Raw genomic sequence first — 22,046 nt, forward strand, 5'->3', positions numbered from 1 at the left:
TGGTGATTAATCTAGCAAAACAATACACCTTGACTGAGGAGTGTTGTCCTACGCTATCGGACTACCACCTGAATTTATGTAAAATTTTCTTGAATAGTGATTTATTCTTTTGATTCTTAGCCCCGTAACCATAACCATAGTTATAACCATAATAGGGTGTCATATTTCCTAAAGAAACATCGTTGAGAACCACTGCCATATTAGGTAGCCTCTTGTCATCGTACAATCTTTGAACGGACTCAAGCATTCGCTTATCAGAAAAATTCTCACGAATTACATAAACACAAGCGTCCGCATATTTAGCTATCAATAGAGTGTCGGCAACCACATTAACAGGAGCTGTATCAACGATAATGTAATCAAATTCTTGCTTAAGTTGTTCAAACATTTTTGTTATTTTTGAACTGGTTAGCAATTCTGCTGGATTTGGAGGAACTACTTTGGTTGGCAACACATAAAACTCCCTGAAATTAGGGATTTTCACTATCACCGACGACAGATCGATATCCGAAGCCAAATAGTTAGTAAGACCAACCGAGCGTAAATTTAATTGCTCCCCTATTTTTGGATTTCGGATATCCATTCCTATAAGTAGTGTTTTTTTTCCAGAAACAGCAAATGTAGCCGCCAAATTGACTGATACGAATGTTTTACCTTCTTCTGGAAATGAGGAGGTAACAAGAATCGTTTTGCTTTGTCCTTGAGGGGTGTCGTTCAAAACAAAATCCATATTAGTACAAACCATTTGGAACCCCTCTGCCAAAGGAGAAAGAGTATCCAATGTTACTATTTGCTGAGTATCATCCGTATGTGGAATTTGCCCAACAAAAGGTACTGACAATCGCTCTTCGACATCTGATTTACTTCGCACTTTTATGTTAAATAATTCCATTATGTAGATAACCAAAAACGGAATTATACAACCTAGAACAATTGCTCCCAAGAGTATGATCATCGGGCGGGGCGAGATGGGGGTAGCCCCTCCTAAAGCTCTATCTATAACTTTAGCTTTGGGAGCTAAAGCCGCCATAGAAATCTCTGCTTCCTCTCGTTTTTCTAATAGATACAGAAATAAGGATTCTTTTACGCTTTGTTGCCGAGTTATTTCTCGCAATTCTTTTTCTAAAGTAGGAATGGTGCGTACACGTCCACTCAAAGAAGCTTGCTTTTTGCTGATCTCATTTTTCTGAATCAACAAATTCGATTTCATAAGCAATAGATTCTCTTTAATGGTTATTTTAAGAGCTTCGATTTCTTCTTCTATTTGCTTAAGCATAATGTTTCCTTCTCCTGCATTGAGAGCTATTTGATTTCGATGAATCGTCTTTTTGTTATGTTCCTCAATAGCTGCAGATAGCACTTGATTTGATGTAAAAACATCCAAAAGAGGAAAGGTTTTTCCCGTGCTTTTCACATCAATAAACCCTTTTATGGTGTTTTCTATAAGTTCAATTTGAGTGGTTGCTTCTACGTATTTTCTGTCAAATAAGTTTGCATTTTCTAAATTGAACTGAGCATCTGTCTGAATATTAGTAACTCTGTTTTCTTTTTTGAATATTTCGGCATGTTTTTCAACCTCATGTAACTCTTTGGTGAGGACTTCCAAACGCTTTGTAAGAAAATCAGAAGTATTCTGTGATATAAATCGCTGGTCAGTAATGGTTTCTGTATTGTATATTTCGACGAGAGTATTCAGATAATCCTCCGCTTTCTTTTTATTTTGATGGCTCACGGACAATTCTAACACAGATGTGTTTTTCCCAACTAATTTAATATTTAAACTACTTCTGTAGCTTGAGGCCACTCTAATAGGATCTTCAATATCAATCCCTATTGAGTATGGAAATTTTGTATTTTCTGCTGATTTATGTATAGAAAACAGCCCAATGTGATTTTGGATTATCTCTCCATAGCGAAACGTTCCTAACGGTTGTTCATCTTCAAATAGTGTAAATTCATTTTCTTCGCCAACGACCTTCAATTTGACGGATGACCGAACCAAAGTTTCGATGGATATAAAAGCAGGTGTATTGTTATAAACATCAAATGTCTTTACTTTTCCCTCAGAAATGTAAGATATATGAAGATTTAGTTTCTGTACGACCTTTTCAGATAAAGTCCGTGATTTCAGTACTTCTATCTGATTTTCAATATTATCCTTAATATCTTTGAGTATGTCCAAATCCGACAAAGCAGAAAGTTCATTCACTACTCCTCCTTTTTTGTCGTCTTTAAGCATTACAGTAGTTGTTGCTCTGTAAATAGAGGGAGCGTATCGCAAGTAGGCATAAGCAAAAATGAAAGCTACGACCACACTAATAGCAAACCACAGCCAACGAGAAAGGTAGGGCTGAATTATTTTTGAAAAATCTATCTTCTCGTCTTTTTCATTAAAGGATAACTGATTTTCCATAACCTAAAATTTTAGTAATAAGGCAATTACAGTAATTGTTACCGAAATAGCAGATAAGATAGTACTTGTATCTAAACCTAATACGGAAGAATTTATTCGTGTTTTATTAGGTTCAACATACACCACATCGTTCTGAGCTAAGTAGTAGAAATCGGAGTTCATAAATTCAGAGGAAGACATATCCACCACATTAAAAGTTCTTTGCCCATCCTGTTCACGAATGATAATAACATGACTACGCTTACCATAGATGGTCATATCTTCCGCCATACTCAACGCTTGTAATAATGTAATACGCTCCGATTCAATAGTAAACGTACCAGGCTTTCGTACCTCTCCTTGCACAGTTACCTTGAAATTAGCGATTCGCAGATTCACAGTTGCATCCTTGATAAAAGTGCGGACCGCTTTGGTCAATACATCAATCGCTTCATTACGAGTCAGACCTCCTAATTTAATATTTCCAATAACTGGATAAGTGATATATCCATCCTTATCAATCAAGTAGGTTTGTAGTGGTGAAGATCCTACCGCAGCTACGCCTGTATTTTGAGTTTTATTAAAATCCGAAAGTAGCTCCTCCGTTTGTGAATTAATAATTATTTTTAATAAATCATCAGGTTGGAGCCTAATTTCATAGGATTTTAAAATCTCTGTTTTATTGTTTTCAATATCCGAAAAGTACGCAACATTCTTTCTTGAGGTACAAGAAAAAAGTATTGAAACTAAACATATTATTACGGATATTTTTTTCATTTTCATGTTATTTTAGTTCTCTTTGTACTTTTTCAACTACCTCCTTGAACTGAGCATCAGTGAGCGAGACCTTGTGCCCAAAAGTCATTTCTTTCATCTCATTGATAGGAATAAGATGTACATGTACGTGAGGTACTTCCAACCCTATGACAGCCACCCCTACACGATTACAAGGAATAGCTCGTTCCAAGGCTTGAGCAACTTTTCGCGAAAATGTCATTAGTTCGTTGTAGGTGGTTTCATCCAGGTCAAACAATTTATCTGCCTCCTTTTTGGGAACACAAAGGGTATGCCCTATCGCATTGGGATTGATATCTAAAAACGCGATAAAACCCTCATTTTCAGCGATTTTATACGCAGGAATTTCTCCTTGAATGATTTTTGTGAAAATACTCGCCATTGGTCAGTTGTTTTTTAGATGATTTATCGACTAATTTCTAAAATTTCCATTTTCAATATGCCATTAGGCACTTGAATTTCAGCAATTTCACCAACAGCTTTGCCCAACAAGCCTTTCCCAATAGGAGAACTTACCGAGATTTTACCTGTTTTCAAATCCGCTTCACTTTCAGCAACTAAGGTATATGTCATTTGCATATTGTTGCTTAAGTTCTTGATTTTCACTGTTGAAAGCACCAACACTTTTGAGGTATCTAATTGAGACTCATCAATCAAACGTGCATTCGCTAACAATTGCTCCAATTTAGCGATTTTCATCTCTAAAAGCCCTTGTGCTTCCTTCGCTGCGTCATATTCAGCGTTTTCCGATAAATCTCCTTTATCTCTCGCTTCAGCAATTGCCTGTGATGCTTTCGGACGTTCAACGTCTTTGAGTTGGTTTAATTCATCTCTTAATTTTTTTAATCCCTCAGCTGTATAATACGATATATTATTCATAGTTTATGTAAATTTAAAAAAAACGAAAAATCCTCATTAGTTTGAGGATTCGGTGCAAAGATACAAATATTTTTTTGTTTTATTACCAATTATAGATTATTTAACGAATCATTCAATAGTCTAATTTTCAATTCTATAACGGATAATTCAGATTTTCTTCCTTCATATTGTAAAGCACTTCTTCAAGATATTTCTTTGCCTCAAACTTTGCCATTGGTAAATTGTTGTTGTAAAAGTTACCACATTCTAAGGCTGATGCTCCTGGGATTTCTCCTTCAAAATGAGTCATGTATTCAAACAATCGCGTGATAAGTGGCAGAATATCCTCTGAAGTGTAATCCCCTGCTAAAATAAGATAATTCCCTGTCATACAGCCCATCGGCCCCCAGTAAATGATTTTATCTTTCCAATCGCTATTTCGCAACCAAGTAGCTGCTAAGTGTTCAATAGTATGAATTTCAGCACCTCCCAACACAGGCTCACGATAAGGTAATTTCATGCGAATGTCAAATGAAGTAATTACTTCATTGCCAACAAAATCCTTACGCGAAACAAAAATACCACGTTGCAATTTCAAATGATCTATACAAAAACTGGCTATCCTTTCCATATGATTAAAAATTTCCGCAAATATACTCCTTTTTCATTTATAAGCAAAAATACGACGCTATACTAACAGTCAGTTCTCATAAAGGCAAAAGCATACAACAAAATCTTCCATAATACCACATCGAATTGAATTTTTTGGCAAGCTATAATGGATAAAACTCAATGTGCTATGTAGCTTTAAAACATTGAATTGAAAACACAAAAGGCATTAGAGTTTAATTCGGATTATGCACCAGTAAAAATATCTAAAGGAAGATGTATTAATTATCAGAAGAGATTGGAACTGTAAAAAAAACAATTGAGTTCATTATTTATTTTCATACATCGTTCTTTTCCTTAGATGAAAAGAACCAAAAATCAATACTTTGGATATTTGCCTAAAAATCAGACTCATGTCGCTAAAATTTTCCAAACTTGCTTCCTACGGTCGCTTCGAACAATGGAAAATTTTCCACATACTAAGCTCCAAGTTTTCGCTTACTTTGCTTTATTCGTTGATTTTCTTAACGCCAAATCTCCAATCCGATTAAAAGCGGTCAAAATGCTGAAAAATCAGCATTTAACCGTTAAAAAATATATGCAATTAAGTAGTGAACTCAAAAAAACAAATTGTGTTTGTGGTATATTCTAATTTCTGCATTAAGTAAAATTGCAAAAAAGTGTCCCACATAGACTTTGGATTACACCACAAACACAATGAAAAGTATTTAAAAATAAAAAAAACTAACCTAAGATTCCGTCAAGAGCTTCTGTGTATGTTTTTTTAGGGGCAACACCCACTTGTCTACCTACCACCTCTCCATTTTGGAATACTAATACTGTTGGAATGTTTCGCACTCCATACTTAGAAGCAAATTCTTGGTTGTTGTCTACGTCCACTTTTCCTACAACTACTCTTCCTTCATATTCCTTTGAGATTTCCTCAACCACAGGAGCTAACATACGACAAGGTCCGCACCAAACTGCCCAAAAATCTACCAATACGGGTTTATCACTCTTCAAAACCACTTCTTCGAAAGTAGCATCTGTTATTTCTAAAGCCATTTTTAAATTGTTTTAAGTGTTAATGGAGGCAAAGATAATAAATCAAATTCAATATACACAGTATGTTATATAAATTTTAACTATATCCGTATCGATTTTGTTTATTTAAACAAGATTAAAATAAAAAAGCTACCCACTGTAGGGTAGCTTTTGTTGGCTCACAAGGACTCGAACCTTGAATAACAGAACCAAAATCTGCTGTGTTACCATTACACCATGAGCCAATCGTTATTTTTGCGGTGCAAAGATACGTAAGTTTTTTAAACTTCCAAATAAAATAACGATAAAAATATTTTTATTATCTGATTAACCTATTTAATTAACTAAATATCAATATGTTAACTCTTAAATATTTTTTGATTATTTTATCAAAGTTATTAAAATAACTCCATTTTTTCCTTTTTCACCATATGCTTCAAGAGCTTTTTTGTCTTTCAACACTACTATGGATTGAATATTTTCAGCGCCAAGATCGGCTAATTTTGTATATTCCATTTCTTTTCCGTCAACTAATAACAAAGGGTCATTTGCCTTTTTTCCATTCATTTTAAAGGCTGTTACTTTTTGTGTTACTTGAACTTCCTTAACGTCAACAACTTTTGAATCAGACATAAGGGTATCGGACTCTTGTTTTAGTTTTAGAACGGTCATATTACCACTTGTAACTGGGGCTTTTTCGGAGGACTTTGAAAGTTTAAACGTCTTTTTGTCTTTTGCTTTTTTTGCAAATTCCTCTGGAACATTTCCTTGGGTGTAGATTTCAACAACGCCATTTTTACCTTTTTCGCCATACCTTTTTGTCGCTTTTTCATCTTTGAGCACGTTTATCCATCCAATGTTGTCCGCAGGTATTCCTGAAATTGCTTCCTTTGTTGCCTCTTTCCCGTCAATGAAAAACAACGGTTGCGGATTTTTATCATCAGTCACATAGCCTAAAACTACTATCTGAGGCTCTTTTTCTTGTGCTTGTATCGTTTCTGTTGAAGTTAACGACATGGTTAAAGTGGCAGCCAACGCCAGAGCTGCATAGCCCCATTTGGCTTTTGCGGTTGATTTGTTTTTCATTGTCATATAAATACGTTTTTTTAGGTTACTTGTTTCAAAATTATGTGCCATAGCTATTCGTTCAGCTCCTACACATAGGTGAATGAGTTGCTTTCGGTACTCGTTAGGATGGGTGGTTTGTTCAATTACTCGCTGATCAGCTTCAAATTCGTGTACAGTAATTAGTTGATTTTTAAGCAACCACACAAAAGGATTCCACCAAAAGGCTAAGCAATAAAGCTGTGCAAAAAGTAAGTCCCACGAATGCCCAAATTCAACATGTGCCAACTCGTGTTTGATAATATTATCAGCTCCTTTCGTCATATCTTCTTCAGAAATAACTACATAACCAAACCAACTAAATGGAGATACCTTTTTCTTGGTCACATATATATTCTTGTTATTTGTTGTTTTTTCAAGTGTGGCTCTGCTAACAATTCGACCAATGAATATAATTCCGATAAGATATCGAAGTAAAAAGAGCAAAATACCTACCACATAAACAATCCATAGGAGAGTTGTAAGGCTATAACTATTATCACTTTCTGTTGCTACGATTGACTCTGTTTGAGTCTCTGAAGAGGATAGCTCAAATGCAACTATTTGTTTTTCAGCGAATATACTATCATAAGGAAGTGGAATATTTACTAAAGGACACATCATTCCTATTGCAAAAATCAGCAATAGGGTGATTCTATTAGTTCTATGAAAAGTGTTACCACTGACAAACAAACGATAGCCTCCCCATAATATCCCCATAAAAACAAAATGTTTTAGCAGGTACAATACTAAATTTTCCATACTTTATTGTTTTTTTTCAATATCATCCAACAATTGTCGAATTTCTTCAATGGATAATTTTTCGGATTTTATGAACGTATTGACTACATTCAAGTACGAATTCTGAAAATATTTTGCTACAATATTTTTTAACGTTCGGTTGTTGTATTCCTCTTTGGAAATCAGTGGATAATATTGGTAAGAGGTGCCAAACGGCTCATGTGCCAAAAACCCCTTCTCTTCAAGCATACGTACATATGTAGATATGGTATTGAAATGTGGTTTTGGATCAGGATACTGCTCTACGATTTGCTTAACAAAGAGTTTATTATGTTTCCAAAAAAATGTCATTATCTCTTCTTCTTTTGCTGTTAATTCTTTCATTTTTTTGTGTTTTATTTATTGATTTTACCTATTTATCTGATTGTTTCTATAAACTTTCATTTCGCCTCTTTCTTACCGGAAGATAGCTTTATTAATTCACAGTGCAAATGTAAACTAAAAAATTTAGTTAAGCAACTATTTTTTATAGTTTGTTTAAAATCGCTTGTTCTTAAAGGCTCTGAAAAGCTATTCGATATTTGAAATTCTGCTTTTAAAACAGCTAATACATATTTTGCAAAGTTTATTAGAAATCGTATTTTTGCAAGAAAAAATAAGTGAAACTAAACGATATTCTTCTCAAAATAAGTGAAAATCCGATATTTATTGAGCTAAACTCAAAAATTAAAGCAGGAATATCCTCTCTGCAAATCAATCATTTATCAGGAGCTTCATTATCATTTGTCATTGCCAATCTTTTCCGAAACACGAAACGAAATTTGTTTGTGATGCTTTCGGATAAGGAAGAAGCAGCCTATTTTCTGAATGATTTGGAAAGCCTACTAGGCGATGAGCACGTAATATTTTTCCCCGATAGCTACCGCCGTCCGTATCAGATTGAAGACACGGATAACGCCAATGTTTTGCTTCGTGCCGAAGTGTTAAACCGATTGGGTTCACATCAAACGCCTTTGATCGTGGTGAGTTATCCTGAGGCTCTTTTTGAAAAGGTAATTACTCGCAAACAACTCGAGAAGAACACTTTAAAAATTAAAAAAGGAGACTCTTTATCTTTGGATTTCCTCAATGAAATGCTTTTCACCTACAACTTCAACCGAACAGATTTTGTCACCGAACCCGGGGAATTTTCAGTTCGTGGTGGTATTGTCGATGTTTTTTCTTTCTCGAACAACGAACCTTATCGCATTGAGTTTTTCGGCAATGAAATCGAAAGTATCCGAACTTTTGATGTTGAAACACAGCTTTCTACACAACAATTATCAAAAATCACGATTATTCCAAACATCGAAAACAAGGAAAATGAAGAAGTAAGGCAGTCCATTTTGGAATACATTTCGGAAGAAACACTTTTTATCGCGAAGGATATTGATAGTTTTCCTCAAAAAATCGATAAATTATTCAATAAATCCGTTGAAATTTACGAAAAACTATCGAACGAAGTCAAACATATCACTCCCGAAGTACTTTTCTGTCAAAGTAATGAACTTTTGGAACGTATCAGCTCCTTTCAATCGATTTTCACAGGGGCAAACTCATTATTTTCTTCAGAAAAAATCGTTTTTAGAACTAATCCGCAACCTGCATTCAATAAGCAATTTGAGCTATTAATCAGCTATTTAAATGAGAAACACGAAGAAGGTTTCACCAATTACATTATTTGTTCCACCGAGCAACAAGCAAAGCGTTTTGATGATATTTTCAAGGAAATGGAACAAAAAGTACATTATCAAACCGCCATTTTATCGCTACACAGCGGATTTGTAGATTCGGACAATAAAATCAACGTCTTTACCGACCATCAGATTTTTGAACGCTATCATAAGTTTCACCTAAAAAATGGATATGCTAAAAAACAAGCCATTACGCTTAAAGAACTCACTCAACTTACTGTTGGTGATTATGTTACGCATATCGACCACGGCATCGGGAAGTTTGCAGGATTACAAAAAATTGAAGTAGAAGGCAAAATGCAGGAAGCCATCAAACTTATCTATGGCGACCGCGATGTACTTTTTGTCAGCATTCATTCCCTACATAAAATTACGAAATACAACGGCAAAGACGGCAAACCTCCGAAGATTTACAAACTGGGTTCGGGAACGTGGAAAGCCCTGAAACAGAAGACAAAAGCTCGGGTTAAAGAAATCGCCTTCAACCTCATTCAATTGTATGCCAAACGGAAAGAATCTAGCGGTTTTACCTTTGCTCACGACAGTTATCTGCAAAATGAATTGGAAGCCTCATTTCTTTACGAAGATACGCCCGACCAAAGCAAAGCTACTGCCGAGGTCAAAGCCGATATGGAAAGTCCAAAACCAATGGATAGGCTTGTTTGTGGCGATGTTGGCTTTGGAAAAACGGAAGTTGCCATTCGGGCAGCCTTTAAAGCGGTTGATAACGGAAAACAAGTAGCCGTTTTGGTGCCTACGACCATTTTGGCATTTCAACATTATCAGACATTTAGCAGCAGAATGAAAGATTTTCCGGTGAGGATTGATTACTTAAATCGATTCCGAACGGCAAAAGAGAAAAAAAACATTTTGGAAGAACTCGCCGAAGGCTCACTAGATATCATCATTGGGACACATCAAATTGTAAATGAAAGTGTTAAGTACAAAGATTTAGGACTTCTAATCGTTGATGAAGAGCAAAAATTTGGTGTGGGTGTGAAAGACAAACTCAAAACGCTGAAAGAAAACCTTGACGTACTGACACTTACAGCAACTCCAATCCCAAGGACACTGCAATTCAGTTTGATGGCAGCAAGGGATTTGTCAGTAATCAATACGCCTCCACCAAATCGATATCCTATTGATAGTCAAGTTATCCATTTCAATGAAGAAATTATCCGTGATGCCGTTGCTTACGAAATTCAGCGAGGCGGACAAGTGTTTTTCATCAATAATCGAGTGGAAAATATCCGTGAAGTGGCAGGAATGCTACAACGGCTTGTTCCCGATGCCAAAATAGCCGTAGGTCACGGGCAAATGGACGGCAAAAAACTCGAAGAAACGATGCTTGCCTTTATGGACGGAACTTATGACGTTTTGGTAGCAACGACCATCATCGAAAGTGGTTTAGATGTGCCTAATGCCAACACGATTTTCATCAATAACGCTCATAATTTTGGCTTGTCTGACCTACATCAAATGCGTGGACGTGTGGGGCGAAGCAACAAAAAAGCCTTCTGTTATTTCATCACACCTCCGTTTGTAGCAATGAGCGATGATGCTCGCAAACGAATACAAGCCATTGCTCAGTTTTCGGACTTAGGAAGTGGGTTCAATATTGCGATGAAGGATTTGGAAATACGAGGAGCGGGTGACTTGCTTGGTGGAGAACAAAGCGGTTTCATTAACGAAATCGGATTTGAAACCTATCAGAAAATTTTGCAAGAAGCCATCGTAGAGCTGAAAGAAAACGAGTTTTCCGAATTGTATCAAACGAAGGAAGAAGACAAATCATATCTGAATGATACACAAATTGATAGTGATTTTGAGCTTTTATTTCCGGATACTTACGTAAACCGAGTTGCGGAACGATTAAATCTTTACAATGAGCTAAGTAACATCAGTTCGGAAGCCGATTTACTAACCTACGAGAAGAATCTGATTGACCGCTTTGGTCAGTTGCCCCCTCAGGCTGTCGATTTGCTCAATAGCGTACGTCTGAAATGGTTTGCAACCAAAATGGGAATCGAAAAATTAGTAATGAAAAACGGAAAAATGACAGGATATTTCATTTCCGACCAAGAAAGTCCGTTTTATCAAAGTTCTCGTTTTCAAAAAGTATTGCAATTTGTGCAACGCCACCCCGACCGATGCAGAATGCAAGAAAAAGAAACCCGCAACGGACTACGGTTGTTGCTTCACTTCAATAGTATCAATACTATTCATCAAGCCTTAAAAGTGATGCAATTGGTTTTCAACGAACAACACTCCTTTTAGAGATAAATACTAGAAATTAAATTTAAAACCATATAGAAACATAGAAAAATGCTATGTTTTTATATGGTTTTTATTTATAGAAACTATCCTTACAAAGTAAAGAATCAAGATGAGTTTGGTAATTCATACACTTGCATTCACGATTTTTTGAAAACTATTTGAACGTTACTTTTTTAATATTTTATAAATTAGTATCTTTGCCTTTCATTCAATGTAAACCAATGAAACAAACCATTTTTACAGAAACCTACAAAGTACGAAGTACACAACTCAACGTAAACAATCAGTTAGGGCTTTACGGAGTGTTGGGCATATTGCAAGATATCGCTGCCGAACACGCTGAAAATTTAGGCTTTGGCTACGAACAATTAGTCAAGGAAGGCTTCTTTTGGGTGCTTACTCAGCAAAAACTAAAAATGAAACGTTGGCCCAAATGGAATGAAAGAATTACAGTAAAAACGTGGTCGCTACCCGTAATGGGGGTTTATGCTTTCCGTGAGTTTGAAATCCTTTCAGAAAAAGGAGAAGTCATTGGGAGTTGTTCCAGTACTTGGATTACTTTGGATATTGCATCACGCAAACCCATTGACCTATCGGATAGGCAAGAGCTTTTCTATGCGCGTACCGATGGAGCGTTGGACTTCAAAACCGAACGTATTGACCTCCCCTCAGATTTAGAACTGATAAAAAAATTCAACGTACGCATTTCGGATTTGGATGTCAATCTCCACGTGAACAACATAAAATATTCGCAATGGGTACTTGATATGCTTTCTTTGAAAAATCATAAGAATTATGTCATCAAAGAATATGATATCAATTTCTTGTCGGAAACCTTTTATAACGATGAAATTCAAGGCTACTCAAGTACGCCTACGTTCGAAACCGACGGAAATATTACCGTTTTTTTCTGCGGTAAAAAGTCCGAACAAACCAAACCTGCCTTTATCGCTAAGTTGGTTGCCGAACCCATAAAAAAGAACCTTTAAAACAATCAAACACATTATAAAATGATGAAACTTTTCACAAAACAATCAAAAACATTTTTGTTTTTATGTTTTCTAATCGGTGCATCAGGATATGCCCAGCAAAAAAAAGTGCACAATACCATTAAAGTCGAAGAAAACGACTCAAAAGAGGTCATTATCGAAAAAGCCTCAAGAGTGGTGCCTAACCAAAACCAATGGGAAGCCCTAAGCAATGAATACATCGCCTTTGTGCATTTTGGGCCAAACACCTTTACCCGTATGGAATGGGGCAGCGGAAAGGAAGACCCTAAAATATTCGATTTAAAAACCTTAGATACCGACCAATGGTGTAAAGCAATGCACGATTCAGGAATGAAAATGGTTATTCTAACGGTAAAACATCACGATGGATTCGTGCTTTGGCAAAGCCGATATACCAATCACGGAGTTATGTCTACAGATTTTCGAGGTGGAAAAGGCGATATTTTGAAAGACCTTTCGGAATCTTGTCAAAAATACGGTCTGAAATTAGGCGTATACTTATCTCCTGCTGACCTCTATCAAATAGAACACCCTGAAGGATTATATGGTAATTTAAGCAAATACACTAAAAGAACCATTCCGCGAGAGGTGCCAGGCAGACCTTTTGCAAACAAAACCACTTTTGAATTTGAGGTTGACGATTATAACGAGTATTTCCTTAACCAACTTTTTGAAATACTCACCGAATACGGCCCTGTACACGAAGTATGGTTCGATGGGGCGCATCCTAAAACCAAGGGCGGTCAACAGTACAACTACACCGCTTGGAAGCAACTTATCCGCACGTTGGCTCCCAAAGCGGTTATCTTCGGAAGAGAAGATATCCGTTGGGGAGGAAACGAATCCGGAGCCACCCGAGAAACCGAATGGAATGTAATTCCTATGCCGATGAATCCTGCAACGGCTCAACGCTTCCCCGATATGACCGGAAAAGATTTGGGTTCACGCGAAAAGCTCTATAATGCCAAATACCTACACTATCAACAAGCCGAAATCAATACCTCCATTCGTGAAGGTTGGTTCTACCGAGATGATACCTTCCAAAAAGTACGTAGTGCTGATGATGTTTTTGATATTTACGAACGAACCGTTGGCGGAAATACCACCTTCTTATTGAATATTCCACCCAATCGGGAAGGAAAATTTCCACAAACCGATGTTGATGTACTTAAAGAAGTAGGACAACGCATACGAGAAACTTATGATAACAATTTGCTTTACAGAGCCAAAGGATGCAAAAAAGTATTGGATAATAACCCCGATACTTACTTGACTTTGAACAAAAAAAATCAGGAGATTATTATTTCTTCCAAAAAGCCGATAACCTTCAACCGAATTGTTTTACAAGAAGCCATTCGCACTCACGGAGAACGTGTAGAAAAACACAGCGTAGAGGCTTGGATTAACAATCAATGGCAAGAAATTGCCTCGGCAACCAACATCGGTTATAAACGTATTTTACGTTTTCCAGAAGTAACCACCTCTAAAATTCGTTTTCGAGTGTTGGAATCACGTAATACCCCTGCAATCAGTCACATTTCGGCGCATTATTACAAAACTCGTCCGCCCCAGCTTTCTTTTTTCAGAAACTTGGACGGAATGGTAACCATTGCACCAATGCAAACCCAATTCAATTGGAAACCCCACGGACAAAATGCCTCGGAAAACTTAAATACAGGTTATGAAATTTTCTATACTTTAGATGGTTCAGAACCTAATGAAAACAGTGCCAAATACACCGAGCCTTTTTTCGTAGAAAATAAACAACTCAAAGCCGTTTCTTTCAATAAAGGGATGAAAGGTGCGGTACGCTCAGAAGATTTAGGAATTCTAAAAAAACAATGGAAAGTACTCAATTTCAGTTCTGAACAAAATGATAGAAAAACCACTATGGCTTTTGATGCCCAACCCAATACCTATTGGCAATCACAAAAAAGCTCTGAAAAACCATTCATAGCCATTGATTTAGGCAAAATACAGACCTTAAAGGCTTTGGTCTATACGCCACAAACTTTCCATAGTAAAGGTATGTTAGCCAAGGGGTTAATTCAAGTGAGTAACGATGGTAAAACTTGGCAAACCGTAGCCAATTTTGAATTCGGAAACCTAATTAACGACCCAACCCCCAGAACTTTCTATTTTCCAGAAAGCGTTACCAGTCGTTACGTACGTATCGAAGCCACTGAAATTGCAGAAAACGGAGATATTTTAACCATTGCAGAATTGGATTTTTTATAGATAGATAGAACCTTTATCAATTAAGAACATTACAATATACCACAGGTGTACTGTAATGTTCTTCGTTTTTTTTAAATTGTTTAAGTTGAGGTAGTCTTCGGGTAATTGTAATTTCAAAAAGAATAAAATTAGTTCAGTTTTATTATTGATTTTCAGTGGTGTACATCTCTTTATGTAGAATCTTTTTCTATACATTACACAGGAGATATATGATAAATATACCATATGTGTAACTGTTAAAAAAAGAAAAATATCGGAAAGATTCCTAAAAAGGCATATTTATTGCCTGGTATTTTAAAGTGTTGAAGAAATATGGAGAGCAGTTCGGATTAATAATTCAGTGAATCTGACATGTTTTTTATAAAGACAAATTATTCCTCCGTTGGTTGTGTCTTTGTGTTGACAATGTTGTATTTATCGTATAATTCAACTGTAAATCTTTTTTATGAAGGTGAATCTCTCTTGAGGTTTCTACATTCTTTAAAAACAAATTAAAACAACTATAAAAACAATGAAAAAAACTATTTTTACACTCGTTACGCTGTTATTAGGAAGTATTTTATATGCTCAAAATAAAGAGGATATCGTAGGAGTATGGCTCAGTGAAACCAAAGATGGTAAATTTCAAATTTATGAAGAAGGAGGTTTATTCTTCGGAAAACTAATTTGGATGAAAGAGGAGTTTGAAAAAGATGGTAAAACGCCTAAAAAGGACGTCAATAACCCCAACAAATCCCTTCGAAATGAACCTTTGAAAGGTAGCGTTATCTTAAAAAAATTGAAATACCATAAAGGGGAATGGAAAAATGGCGAAATTTACGATCCTCAAAGCGGAAAAACCTATCATTGTAAAGCTAAAATCAAAAATAATCAATTGATTCTTAGAGGATTTGTAGGTATCTCTTTATTAGGAAAAAACACAACTTGGACTCGCGTAGAATCATAGTATAAGAAAAAATCAAAAACAAATATGCAAAAGAAAACAATACTATTAACTGGTGCAGGAGGAAGTGTAGGTAAAGAAGCACTTCAACTTTTAGTCAATAAACATAACTTGTACAACATCCGAATATTTGATTTGGATACACCCAAAAACAGAAAGTATTTTGAAACGTTTTCAGATAAAATTGAAATTTTCTACGGAGATATAACCCGAAAGGAAGATACCGTAGCTCCAGTAACGGGAGTAGATGTAATTATCCATTTGGCGTCGGTCATTCCGCCTTTAGCGAATGAAAAAACTCATTTGGTAGATAGCGTAAACGTAGGTGGAACGCGTCATTTGGTGGAAAATACCGAAAAATACGCTCCTGATGCTTTTATGTTATTTGCTTCAAGTGTAGCCACATACGGCGACCGTTTGCAAGACCCATACATACGCGTTACTGACCCGCTTGTACCCAGTGAGGGCGATTACTATGCTCAAGGGAAAATCATTATGGAAAAAATCGTGCGTGAAAGTCGTTTGCAGTGGAGTATTTTCCGCTTAGGAGCGATTATGGGGCCTAAAAACCATAAAATTTCGGGCATTATGTTTTTAATGTCGCTTGACCAATTGATGGAAATCGCCACGCCCCGAGACACCGCCAGAGCCTTTGTAAATGGCATTGATCATCTGCAAAGTTTAAATCAAAAAATATTCAATTTAGGCGGAGGAGCTGATTGTGTAACCACGTATCGCGAATTTTTAGGCAAGAATTTTGAAATTTACGGTTTAGGAAAGCTCAATTTTCCTGAGCGTGCTTTTGCTACTAAGAACTTCCATTGTGGCGTTTATGTCGATGGTGACGAACTTGAAAAAATCGTTCGTTTCAGAAAAGACACCCTTGAAGATTATTACCAAATGGTGCGTGAGGCAACACCAATGCTACAACGATGGGCAACTCGTTTATTTGCCCCAATTATCAAAAAATATTTACTTTCAAAGTCCGAACCCTATAAGGCTTGGAAGCAAAACGATACGGAGAAAATAAAGCGCTATTTCCAATAGTTTAAAAGAATGATTGTGTAGAAAAAACACAAATATCTGTATTTTAATACTTTATGTTAGATTAGGTTTGGCTTAGGAGATTTTAGTTGGATTTCCTAAGCCATAAATTTTTGTTGCCAAGTGTAAGATCTAAGTCATTTACTCTCTGTATTTTAAGACAAAACGCAAATATCATGTTTTCCTAAGTATAGCTATAAAAAACATATTTGTTTGCCGAGTTTGCCTGTCCCTTATTCGATTTCTCCGAAATTGTTTCTTCTGAAAAAATACGTTATCTTTGTGACCAAATAAAAAATAATCAATATGAAAAGGCAAGGAGTATTTATGTTGATTTTTCTTCTCAACTTTGTTTGCATAGGTTGTCTAAAAAATGAAGAGGAAGACATTGAACGGATATCCGGTGCTTTATGACGCTCTTTTTTGCTTAGATAACCAAACGAAAAGGCTCGTTATAGTCGAAGAAATAAAAAATTTTGAGTTTGAAGTAGGTTACAGCTATATTTTAAAAGTAAACAAGGTGATAAAAGCCTCTCCTTACTCTGTTTCTTACGAGCTTATTGAAATGAAATCAAAGAAATTACCATAAAATCATTCATTTTCTTATGAAAAACATATTTTTATCAACTATTTTATTGGGGCTGAGTTCCCTGAGCCTTGCACAAACCACGCAAAGGCTCGAAAAAAACTGGAAATTTACGCGTGAGGACAACAAAAACTTCTCGCAAGTAGCTGTGAACGACAAAAAATGGCAAAGTGTAACCGTGCCTCACGATTGGGCTATTTATGGCCCGTTCGATATTGAAAATGACGTACAACGAACCGCCATCAAGCAAGACGGACAGGTAGCTCCCATCGAGCATTCGGGGCGTACGGGCGGACTTCCGTTCGTAGGTGTGGGTTGGTACCGAACTTCATTTGATGTAGCGGATTTCAATTCTGACAAAAAAGTTTTCATCAAGTTTGATGGAGCAATGTCCAACGCCGAAGTATTCGTCAACGGGCAAAAAGCAGGAGAATGGCATCACGGATACAACACTTTTTTCCTCGATGTTACTCCTTTTGTGAAAGCCAAAAACAATACGTTGGCGGTTCGTTTGGAGAATTTGACCCAGCAATCGCGTTGGTACCCAGGTGCAGGGCTCTACCGAAATGTACACGTCATTACCAAAAACAAAACTCACATTCCTATTTGGGGAATTCAGCTAACAACTCCTGAAATTGAGAAGAATTTCGCTAAAATTCAGCTAAAAACCGAGATAGAGAGCCAAAATTTATCTAACATTGAAGTAGAAACCGAAATTTTCAATCCGAAAGGAGAAAAAATCGCTTCTGATAGAAAAAAATACGATGAATTTGTTATCAATAACAAAATTCAGCAAGATATTTATGTAAAAAATCCTGTTTTGTGGGATATTCAGCAGCCTAATTTATACAAAGCAGTTACAAAAATATATGAAAACGGAACGCTGAAAGACACCGAAACAACCACTTTTGGTATCCGAAAAATCGAAATAAAACCCAATGACGGATTGTACCTCAACGGAAGAAAAATCAAGTTTCAAGGCGTGTGTATGCACCACGATTTGGGAGCGATTGGGGCAGCGGTCAATGAGGCGGCTATCCGTCGTCAGATACGAATTATGCAAGATATGGGCGTGAATGCCATTCGTACCGCTCATAATATGCCAGCTCCTGAATATGTGCGTATTGCCGATGAAATGGGAATGATGTTGGCTTTGGAAAGTTTCGACGAATGGGCAATTCCGAAGGTAGAAAATGGCTACAATCGTTATTTTAAAGATTGGGCAGAAAAAGATTTAACCAATTTGGTACGTCATTTTCGTAACAACCCAAGTGTGGTGATGTGGTTCATCGGTAACGAAGTAGAAGAACAAAGCGTTCAGGAAGGAGCCAAAGTAGCACGTTGGTTGCAAGATATTATCCACAAACACGATGGTACACGACCTGTTTCCAACGGAATGGACAGACCTGACCACGTTTTCAAAAACAATATGGCGGCAACTATGCAGGTAGCAGGTTTCAACTATCGTCCGTTCCGTTATCAAGAAGCCTACAAATTGCTACCTCAACAGATTATCTTGGGAAGTGAAACCGCTTCAACTATCAGTTCAAGAGGCATTTACAAATTCCCTGTGGAAAGAAAATCAATGCCAAAATATCAAGACCAACAAACCTCTTCCTATGATGTAGAACATTGCGGTTGGTCAAATTTGCCAGAAGATGATTGGATTCAACACGAAGATTTACCTTACACCATAGGTGAATTTATTTGGACAGGTTTTGATTATTTGGGCGAACCGACTCCATATTATGTAGAATGGCCAGCTCACAGCTCATACTTTGGTGCGGTGGATTTGGCAGGACTTCCTAAAGATAGATTTTACCTTTACAGAAGCCATTGGAACAAAGAAGCCGAAACGCTACACATTCTACCACATTGGAATTGGGAAGGGCGTGAAGGACAGGTAACTCCAATTTTTGTTTATACAAATTATCCTTCGGCGGAGGTTTTCATCAATGGAAAAAGTCAAGGGAAACGTAGCAAAGATTTGAACATTCCGCTTGACGGAAGTTACACCAAAGAAGCGCAGCAATCATTTGAGCGTCAGAAACGTTATCGCCTAATGTGGCTCGACACCAAATACGAGGCAGGAGAGGTAAAAGTGGTTGCTTACGACAAAAACGGAAAAGCCGTAGCTGAAAAAATTGTAAAAACCGCAGGAAAACCACATTCACTTCGCCTTACTGCTGACAGAAATGTAATTACTGCCGACGGAAAAGACCTTTCGTTCATTACCATAGAAGCGGTAGACAAAGACGGAAATCTATGCCCTAATATAAATGATTTGGTTACTTTTAAAGTGAGTGGAGCAGGAACGTATCGTGCAGCAGCCAATGGCGATGCCACCTCAACCGACCAATTCCATTTGCCAAAAATGCATCTTTTCAACGGAAAATTGGTAGCCATCGTGCAATCAAGCCAAAAGGCAGGGGAAATCATTTTCGAAGCTAAAAGCAAAGGATTGAAAACTGCTGTAATTAAAGTGAAAACCAAATAGAAATAACTTTCCACAGGTAACACGGATTTTGTTTTTCTTCTGTGTTTTTGGTACTTTGCCAAAGTCTTAAAACTTTGGCAAAGTGCTTTGAATAGAAAGCCTACGGGGTTTTTAAATCCAATTTATGGAAATGATATGTTTCTTTTTCGACCTCGAAAAGGTCGAAAAACGGTTCAAATAAACGAATCAGAGGTTGATAATTTTCCTGCGTTTCACCTAAAGAAATCACATAAAATATTCCTGTTTTCAAAAATAATACGTAACTTTGCGAAAGTAATCATTTAGTCAAACGTATTTTAAACCAATTTACAAGCCTTGCTGAATTCTGTTTGTGGCAAGAGTGTTGGTTTTGAGTAACGGTTTTTTTGTTATGGAGAAACAACAATTGACCATTCGCTACACAACTTACGAACATATTTCTGAACTTCCGGAAGAGGTGCAAACCCTTATGGCTGAGGCTGTAAAGGCAAGGGAAAATGCGTATGCGGTTTACTCCAACTTTAAGGTTGGTGCGGCTGTTCGGTTGGAGAATGGTGCCATTTGCATAGGCTCCAACCAAGAGAATGCGGCTTATCCGTCGGGCTTGTGTGCCGAGCGTGTGGCAATTTATCAAGCATCGACTCAGTTTCCAAACGAAACGATTCAAGCCATTGCCATTTCCGGTACGGCGAAAGCACCTACCGACCAACCCGTGTCGCCTTGTGGTGCGTGTAGGCAATCACTTTCGGAGTACGAAATACGACAAAAAAAAGCCATTCCCGTTTATTTTATGGGAGCCTGTGGAAAAATCATTCAAACGGATTCCATTAAGGATTTACTACCTTTTTTGTTTGACGGTAGCCTTTTGTAAGGCTCAAAACACAAAACCCACTTATTTTTTTTGGAAGTTTCTTGCTTTTTTGTTTACTTTTGCAGGATTTACTACTTTTTTTTGATATATTAACTTTAAGCAATATGAAAAAACATATCTTTTTGTTGGTGCTTACCCTTGTGGTGGCATTCAGCGCAGGGCAACTCGGCTATGCTCAGACGAGCTACGCCAAGACGATCACAATTGATCAGCCAAACACAGTAAAGTCAATCACTGAATTTGCTGAGGAAGACTTCTCTACAACAGAATCCATTTTTACACGAGTTCTTGTCAAAAATGGGATGGTTTTTGAAGTAGAAATTCCATCTCACTATACCAATATCGAAAAACAGTATGGACCTTTTACTATTTTCACTGGGGCAAATGGCAAAACTCGCCTCAGATTTACTGGAGCTGGTGGCTTTAGTTGTAGCTATAAAACAGTAGTGGGAGGAGTCCAAGAAAGCAGAAGAATAGCTGGTGATGTGAATTATTATGGTGTGCTTCAATTGGGGGCTTCGGCAACGAGTGCTACGCAAGATGCTCCTACTAAAATTGCGGTAGTCAGCCCTGACGATGCTCGTATCGGGCAGGTGATTGGGGGCTTTCACTATGTATCTGAAAATTACGTGTTGAGTGTACCTAATGGGAGATTTGATGGGATTTGGTGGGATGCAAGTTTAGAATCTCAAAATAATTTTGTCGATTTGCAAGAAAATATTTATACTATGAAATTACAAGATATTTTACTGCAAGCAAAAGCAAAGTTATCAGGATTCAATAGGAATATCAGACTTAAAATGACATTCGGAGACGACACTAGCAATGTTCTGAATGATGGACTTGGAACTCCTGGAGCACTAAGCTATCAGGAAATCACCATTAAAGATGAGCGTACCGTTCAATATACACTTACCACCGAAAGCCATCACCCTACGTGGGGTACGGCACAACCCGCCACCAAAACCGTAAATGCAGGTACAGAGGTTACCTTACAGGCTACCCCAAAAACAGGCTATCGCTTTGTGGGTTGGGCTGTGGGTACGCCTTCTTTTATCGTAGCCAATGACAATCCGTACCAACCTGCCATCAATGAAAACGTGCGTTTTATTGCTGTTTTTGAGCCTTTGCCTTTACAAATTACTGCCAACAGCAACAACACGGCTTGGGGTAGTGTATCTCCTGAAAATCAAACCCTTAATGCAGGTCAAACCGCAAAAGTAACAGCTACGCCCGTAGCACCCCATAAATTCAAACATTGGGTAAACACGGCTACTCAAGCGGTGGTTTCTACCCAAGCGGAGTATAGCTTTACCGTAAACGAA

The 22,046-nt window shown here is 37.2% G+C and carries 18 protein-coding genes and 1 tRNA gene; 9 read left to right on the forward strand and 10 right to left on the reverse strand.

Translation table 11 applies throughout. The features are described 5' to 3' along the window. Positions 1-61 precede the first annotated feature (61 nt). The 9 genes from CCAND38_RS03015 to CCAND38_RS03060 form a co-directional block, all read right to left on the reverse strand. A complete protein-coding gene (locus tag CCAND38_RS03015; protein ID WP_042343809.1) occupies positions 62-2,413 on the reverse strand; it encodes a GumC family protein in 2,352 nt (783 codons plus the stop codon). A 3-nt stretch (positions 2,414-2,416) separates the two neighbouring features. After that, complete coding sequence (locus CCAND38_RS03020; RefSeq protein WP_194295667.1) at positions 2,417-3,169, reverse strand: polysaccharide biosynthesis/export family protein; 753 nt, start codon at positions 3,167-3,169, stop codon at positions 2,417-2,419. Positions 3,170-3,176: 7 nt separating this feature from the next. Beyond that, positions 3,177-3,569: an HIT family protein gene (locus CCAND38_RS03025; protein ID WP_042343811.1), complete on the reverse strand. Its 393-nt coding sequence runs from the start codon at positions 3,567-3,569 to the stop codon at positions 3,177-3,179. 23 nt (positions 3,570-3,592) lie between these two features. Next, positions 3,593-4,066, reverse strand: a complete 474-nt coding sequence (gene greA, locus CCAND38_RS03030; protein WP_042009591.1) for a transcription elongation factor GreA — start codon at positions 4,064-4,066, stop codon at positions 3,593-3,595. A gap of 133 nt (positions 4,067-4,199) precedes the next feature. Beyond that, positions 4,200-4,676 (reverse strand): S-ribosylhomocysteine lyase, encoded by a 477-nt coding sequence (locus CCAND38_RS03035; RefSeq protein ID WP_042009588.1) that lies wholly within the window; start codon positions 4,674-4,676, stop codon positions 4,200-4,202. 722 nt (positions 4,677-5,398) lie between these two features. After that, positions 5,399-5,719, reverse strand: a complete 321-nt coding sequence (gene trxA / locus CCAND38_RS03045; RefSeq protein ID WP_042009583.1) for a thioredoxin — start codon at positions 5,717-5,719, stop codon at positions 5,399-5,401. 153 nt (positions 5,720-5,872) lie between these two features. Further along, positions 5,873-5,943 (reverse strand) — tRNA-Gln (locus tag CCAND38_RS03050). A 136-nt stretch (positions 5,944-6,079) separates the two neighbouring features. Continuing rightward, complete coding sequence (locus CCAND38_RS03055; RefSeq protein WP_042343814.1) at positions 6,080-7,564, reverse strand: M56 family metallopeptidase; 1,485 nt, start codon at positions 7,562-7,564, stop codon at positions 6,080-6,082. Positions 7,565-7,567: 3 nt separating this feature from the next. Further along, entirely contained in the window at positions 7,568-7,927 is a 360-nt protein-coding gene (locus tag CCAND38_RS03060) for a BlaI/MecI/CopY family transcriptional regulator (RefSeq protein ID WP_042009579.1), read from the reverse strand. A gap of 317 nt (positions 7,928-8,244) precedes the next feature. Between CCAND38_RS03060 and mfd the strand changes: the two genes are divergently transcribed. The 7 genes from mfd (at position 8,245) to CCAND38_RS03095 (ending at position 19,871) form a co-directional block, all read left to right on the forward strand. Beyond that, complete coding sequence (gene mfd, locus CCAND38_RS03065) at positions 8,245-11,553, forward strand: transcription-repair coupling factor (protein WP_439096213.1); 3,309 nt, start codon at positions 8,245-8,247, stop codon at positions 11,551-11,553. A gap of 221 nt (positions 11,554-11,774) precedes the next feature. Beyond that, the gene (locus tag CCAND38_RS03070; RefSeq protein WP_042009576.1) at positions 11,775-12,542 is read left to right on the forward strand and encodes an acyl-[acyl-carrier-protein] thioesterase; all 768 of its coding nucleotides are present in this window, start codon (positions 11,775-11,777) and stop codon (positions 12,540-12,542) included. Positions 12,543-12,563: 21 nt separating this feature from the next. Continuing rightward, positions 12,564-14,801 (forward strand): alpha-L-fucosidase, encoded by a 2,238-nt coding sequence (locus CCAND38_RS03075; RefSeq protein ID WP_197066320.1) that lies wholly within the window; start codon positions 12,564-12,566, stop codon positions 14,799-14,801. A 511-nt stretch (positions 14,802-15,312) separates the two neighbouring features. Next, positions 15,313-15,747, forward strand: a complete 435-nt coding sequence (locus tag CCAND38_RS03080) for a DUF2147 domain-containing protein (RefSeq protein ID WP_042343817.1) — start codon at positions 15,313-15,315, stop codon at positions 15,745-15,747. Between the two features lie 24 nt (positions 15,748-15,771). After that, positions 15,772-16,791: an NAD-dependent epimerase/dehydratase family protein gene (locus CCAND38_RS03085; protein WP_042343818.1), complete on the forward strand. Its 1,020-nt coding sequence runs from the start codon at positions 15,772-15,774 to the stop codon at positions 16,789-16,791. A gap of 370 nt (positions 16,792-17,161) precedes the next feature. After that, positions 17,162-17,377 (forward strand): hypothetical protein, encoded by a 216-nt coding sequence (locus tag CCAND38_RS03090; protein ID WP_042343820.1) that lies wholly within the window; start codon positions 17,162-17,164, stop codon positions 17,375-17,377. Between the two features lie 16 nt (positions 17,378-17,393). Then, entirely contained in the window at positions 17,394-19,871 is a 2,478-nt protein-coding gene (locus CCAND38_RS03095) for a DUF4982 domain-containing protein (protein ID WP_042343822.1), read from the forward strand. Positions 19,872-19,971: 100 nt separating this feature from the next. On the opposite strand, the gene CCAND38_RS11605 is transcribed toward CCAND38_RS03095, so the two are convergent. Next, complete coding sequence (locus CCAND38_RS11605; protein WP_156129753.1) at positions 19,972-20,121, reverse strand: hypothetical protein; 150 nt, start codon at positions 20,119-20,121, stop codon at positions 19,972-19,974. Positions 20,122-20,241: 120 nt separating this feature from the next. On the opposite strand from CCAND38_RS11605, the gene cdd reads away from it, so the two are divergent. After that, positions 20,242-20,721: a cytidine deaminase gene (gene cdd / locus CCAND38_RS03100; protein WP_042009606.1), complete on the forward strand. Its 480-nt coding sequence runs from the start codon at positions 20,242-20,244 to the stop codon at positions 20,719-20,721. A gap of 104 nt (positions 20,722-20,825) precedes the next feature. Continuing rightward, positions 20,826-22,046 (forward strand): InlB B-repeat-containing protein (locus CCAND38_RS03105; protein ID WP_042343824.1); only part of this gene is annotated, 1,221 nt, incomplete at its 3' end.

The sequence above is a fragment of the Capnocytophaga canis genome (genome assembly GCF_000827555.1).
GTDB classification, from domain to species: domain Bacteria; phylum Bacteroidota; class Bacteroidia; order Flavobacteriales; family Flavobacteriaceae; genus Capnocytophaga; species Capnocytophaga canis.

Bases quoted from the DNA above. Each gene is read 5' to 3' on its own strand.
- CCAND38_RS03025 (WP_042343811.1), bottom strand. From the start codon at position 3,569: ATGGCGAGTATTTTCACAAAAATCATTCAAGGAGAAATTCCTGCGTAT.
- CCAND38_RS03075 (WP_197066320.1), top strand. From the start codon at position 12,564: ATGATGAAACTTTTCACAAAACAATCAAAAACATTTTTGTTTTTATGT.
- CCAND38_RS03020 (WP_194295667.1), bottom strand. From the start codon at position 3,169: ATGAAAAAAATATCCGTAATAATATGTTTAGTTTCAATACTTTTTTCT.
- CCAND38_RS03090 (WP_042343820.1), top strand. From the start codon at position 17,162: ATGAAGAGGAAGACATTGAACGGATATCCGGTGCTTTATGACGCTCTT.
- CCAND38_RS03035 (WP_042009588.1), bottom strand. From the start codon at position 4,676: ATGGAAAGGATAGCCAGTTTTTGTATAGATCATTTGAAATTGCAACGT.
- CCAND38_RS03085 (WP_042343818.1), top strand. From the start codon at position 15,772: ATGCAAAAGAAAACAATACTATTAACTGGTGCAGGAGGAAGTGTAGGT.
- cdd (WP_042009606.1), top strand. From the start codon at position 20,242: ATGGAGAAACAACAATTGACCATTCGCTACACAACTTACGAACATATT.
- CCAND38_RS03070 (WP_042009576.1), top strand. From the start codon at position 11,775: ATGAAACAAACCATTTTTACAGAAACCTACAAAGTACGAAGTACACAA.
- CCAND38_RS03080 (WP_042343817.1), top strand. From the start codon at position 15,313: ATGAAAAAAACTATTTTTACACTCGTTACGCTGTTATTAGGAAGTATT.
- greA (WP_042009591.1), bottom strand. From the start codon at position 4,066: ATGAATAATATATCGTATTATACAGCTGAGGGATTAAAAAAATTAAGA.
- trxA (WP_042009583.1), bottom strand. From the start codon at position 5,719: ATGGCTTTAGAAATAACAGATGCTACTTTCGAAGAAGTGGTTTTGAAG.
- CCAND38_RS03060 (WP_042009579.1), bottom strand. From the start codon at position 7,927: ATGAAAGAATTAACAGCAAAAGAAGAAGAGATAATGACATTTTTTTGG.
- CCAND38_RS03055 (WP_042343814.1), bottom strand. From the start codon at position 7,564: ATGGAAAATTTAGTATTGTACCTGCTAAAACATTTTGTTTTTATGGGG.
- CCAND38_RS03015 (WP_042343809.1), bottom strand. From the start codon at position 2,413: ATGGAAAATCAGTTATCCTTTAATGAAAAAGACGAGAAGATAGATTTT.
- CCAND38_RS03095 (WP_042343822.1), top strand. From the start codon at position 17,394: ATGAAAAACATATTTTTATCAACTATTTTATTGGGGCTGAGTTCCCTG.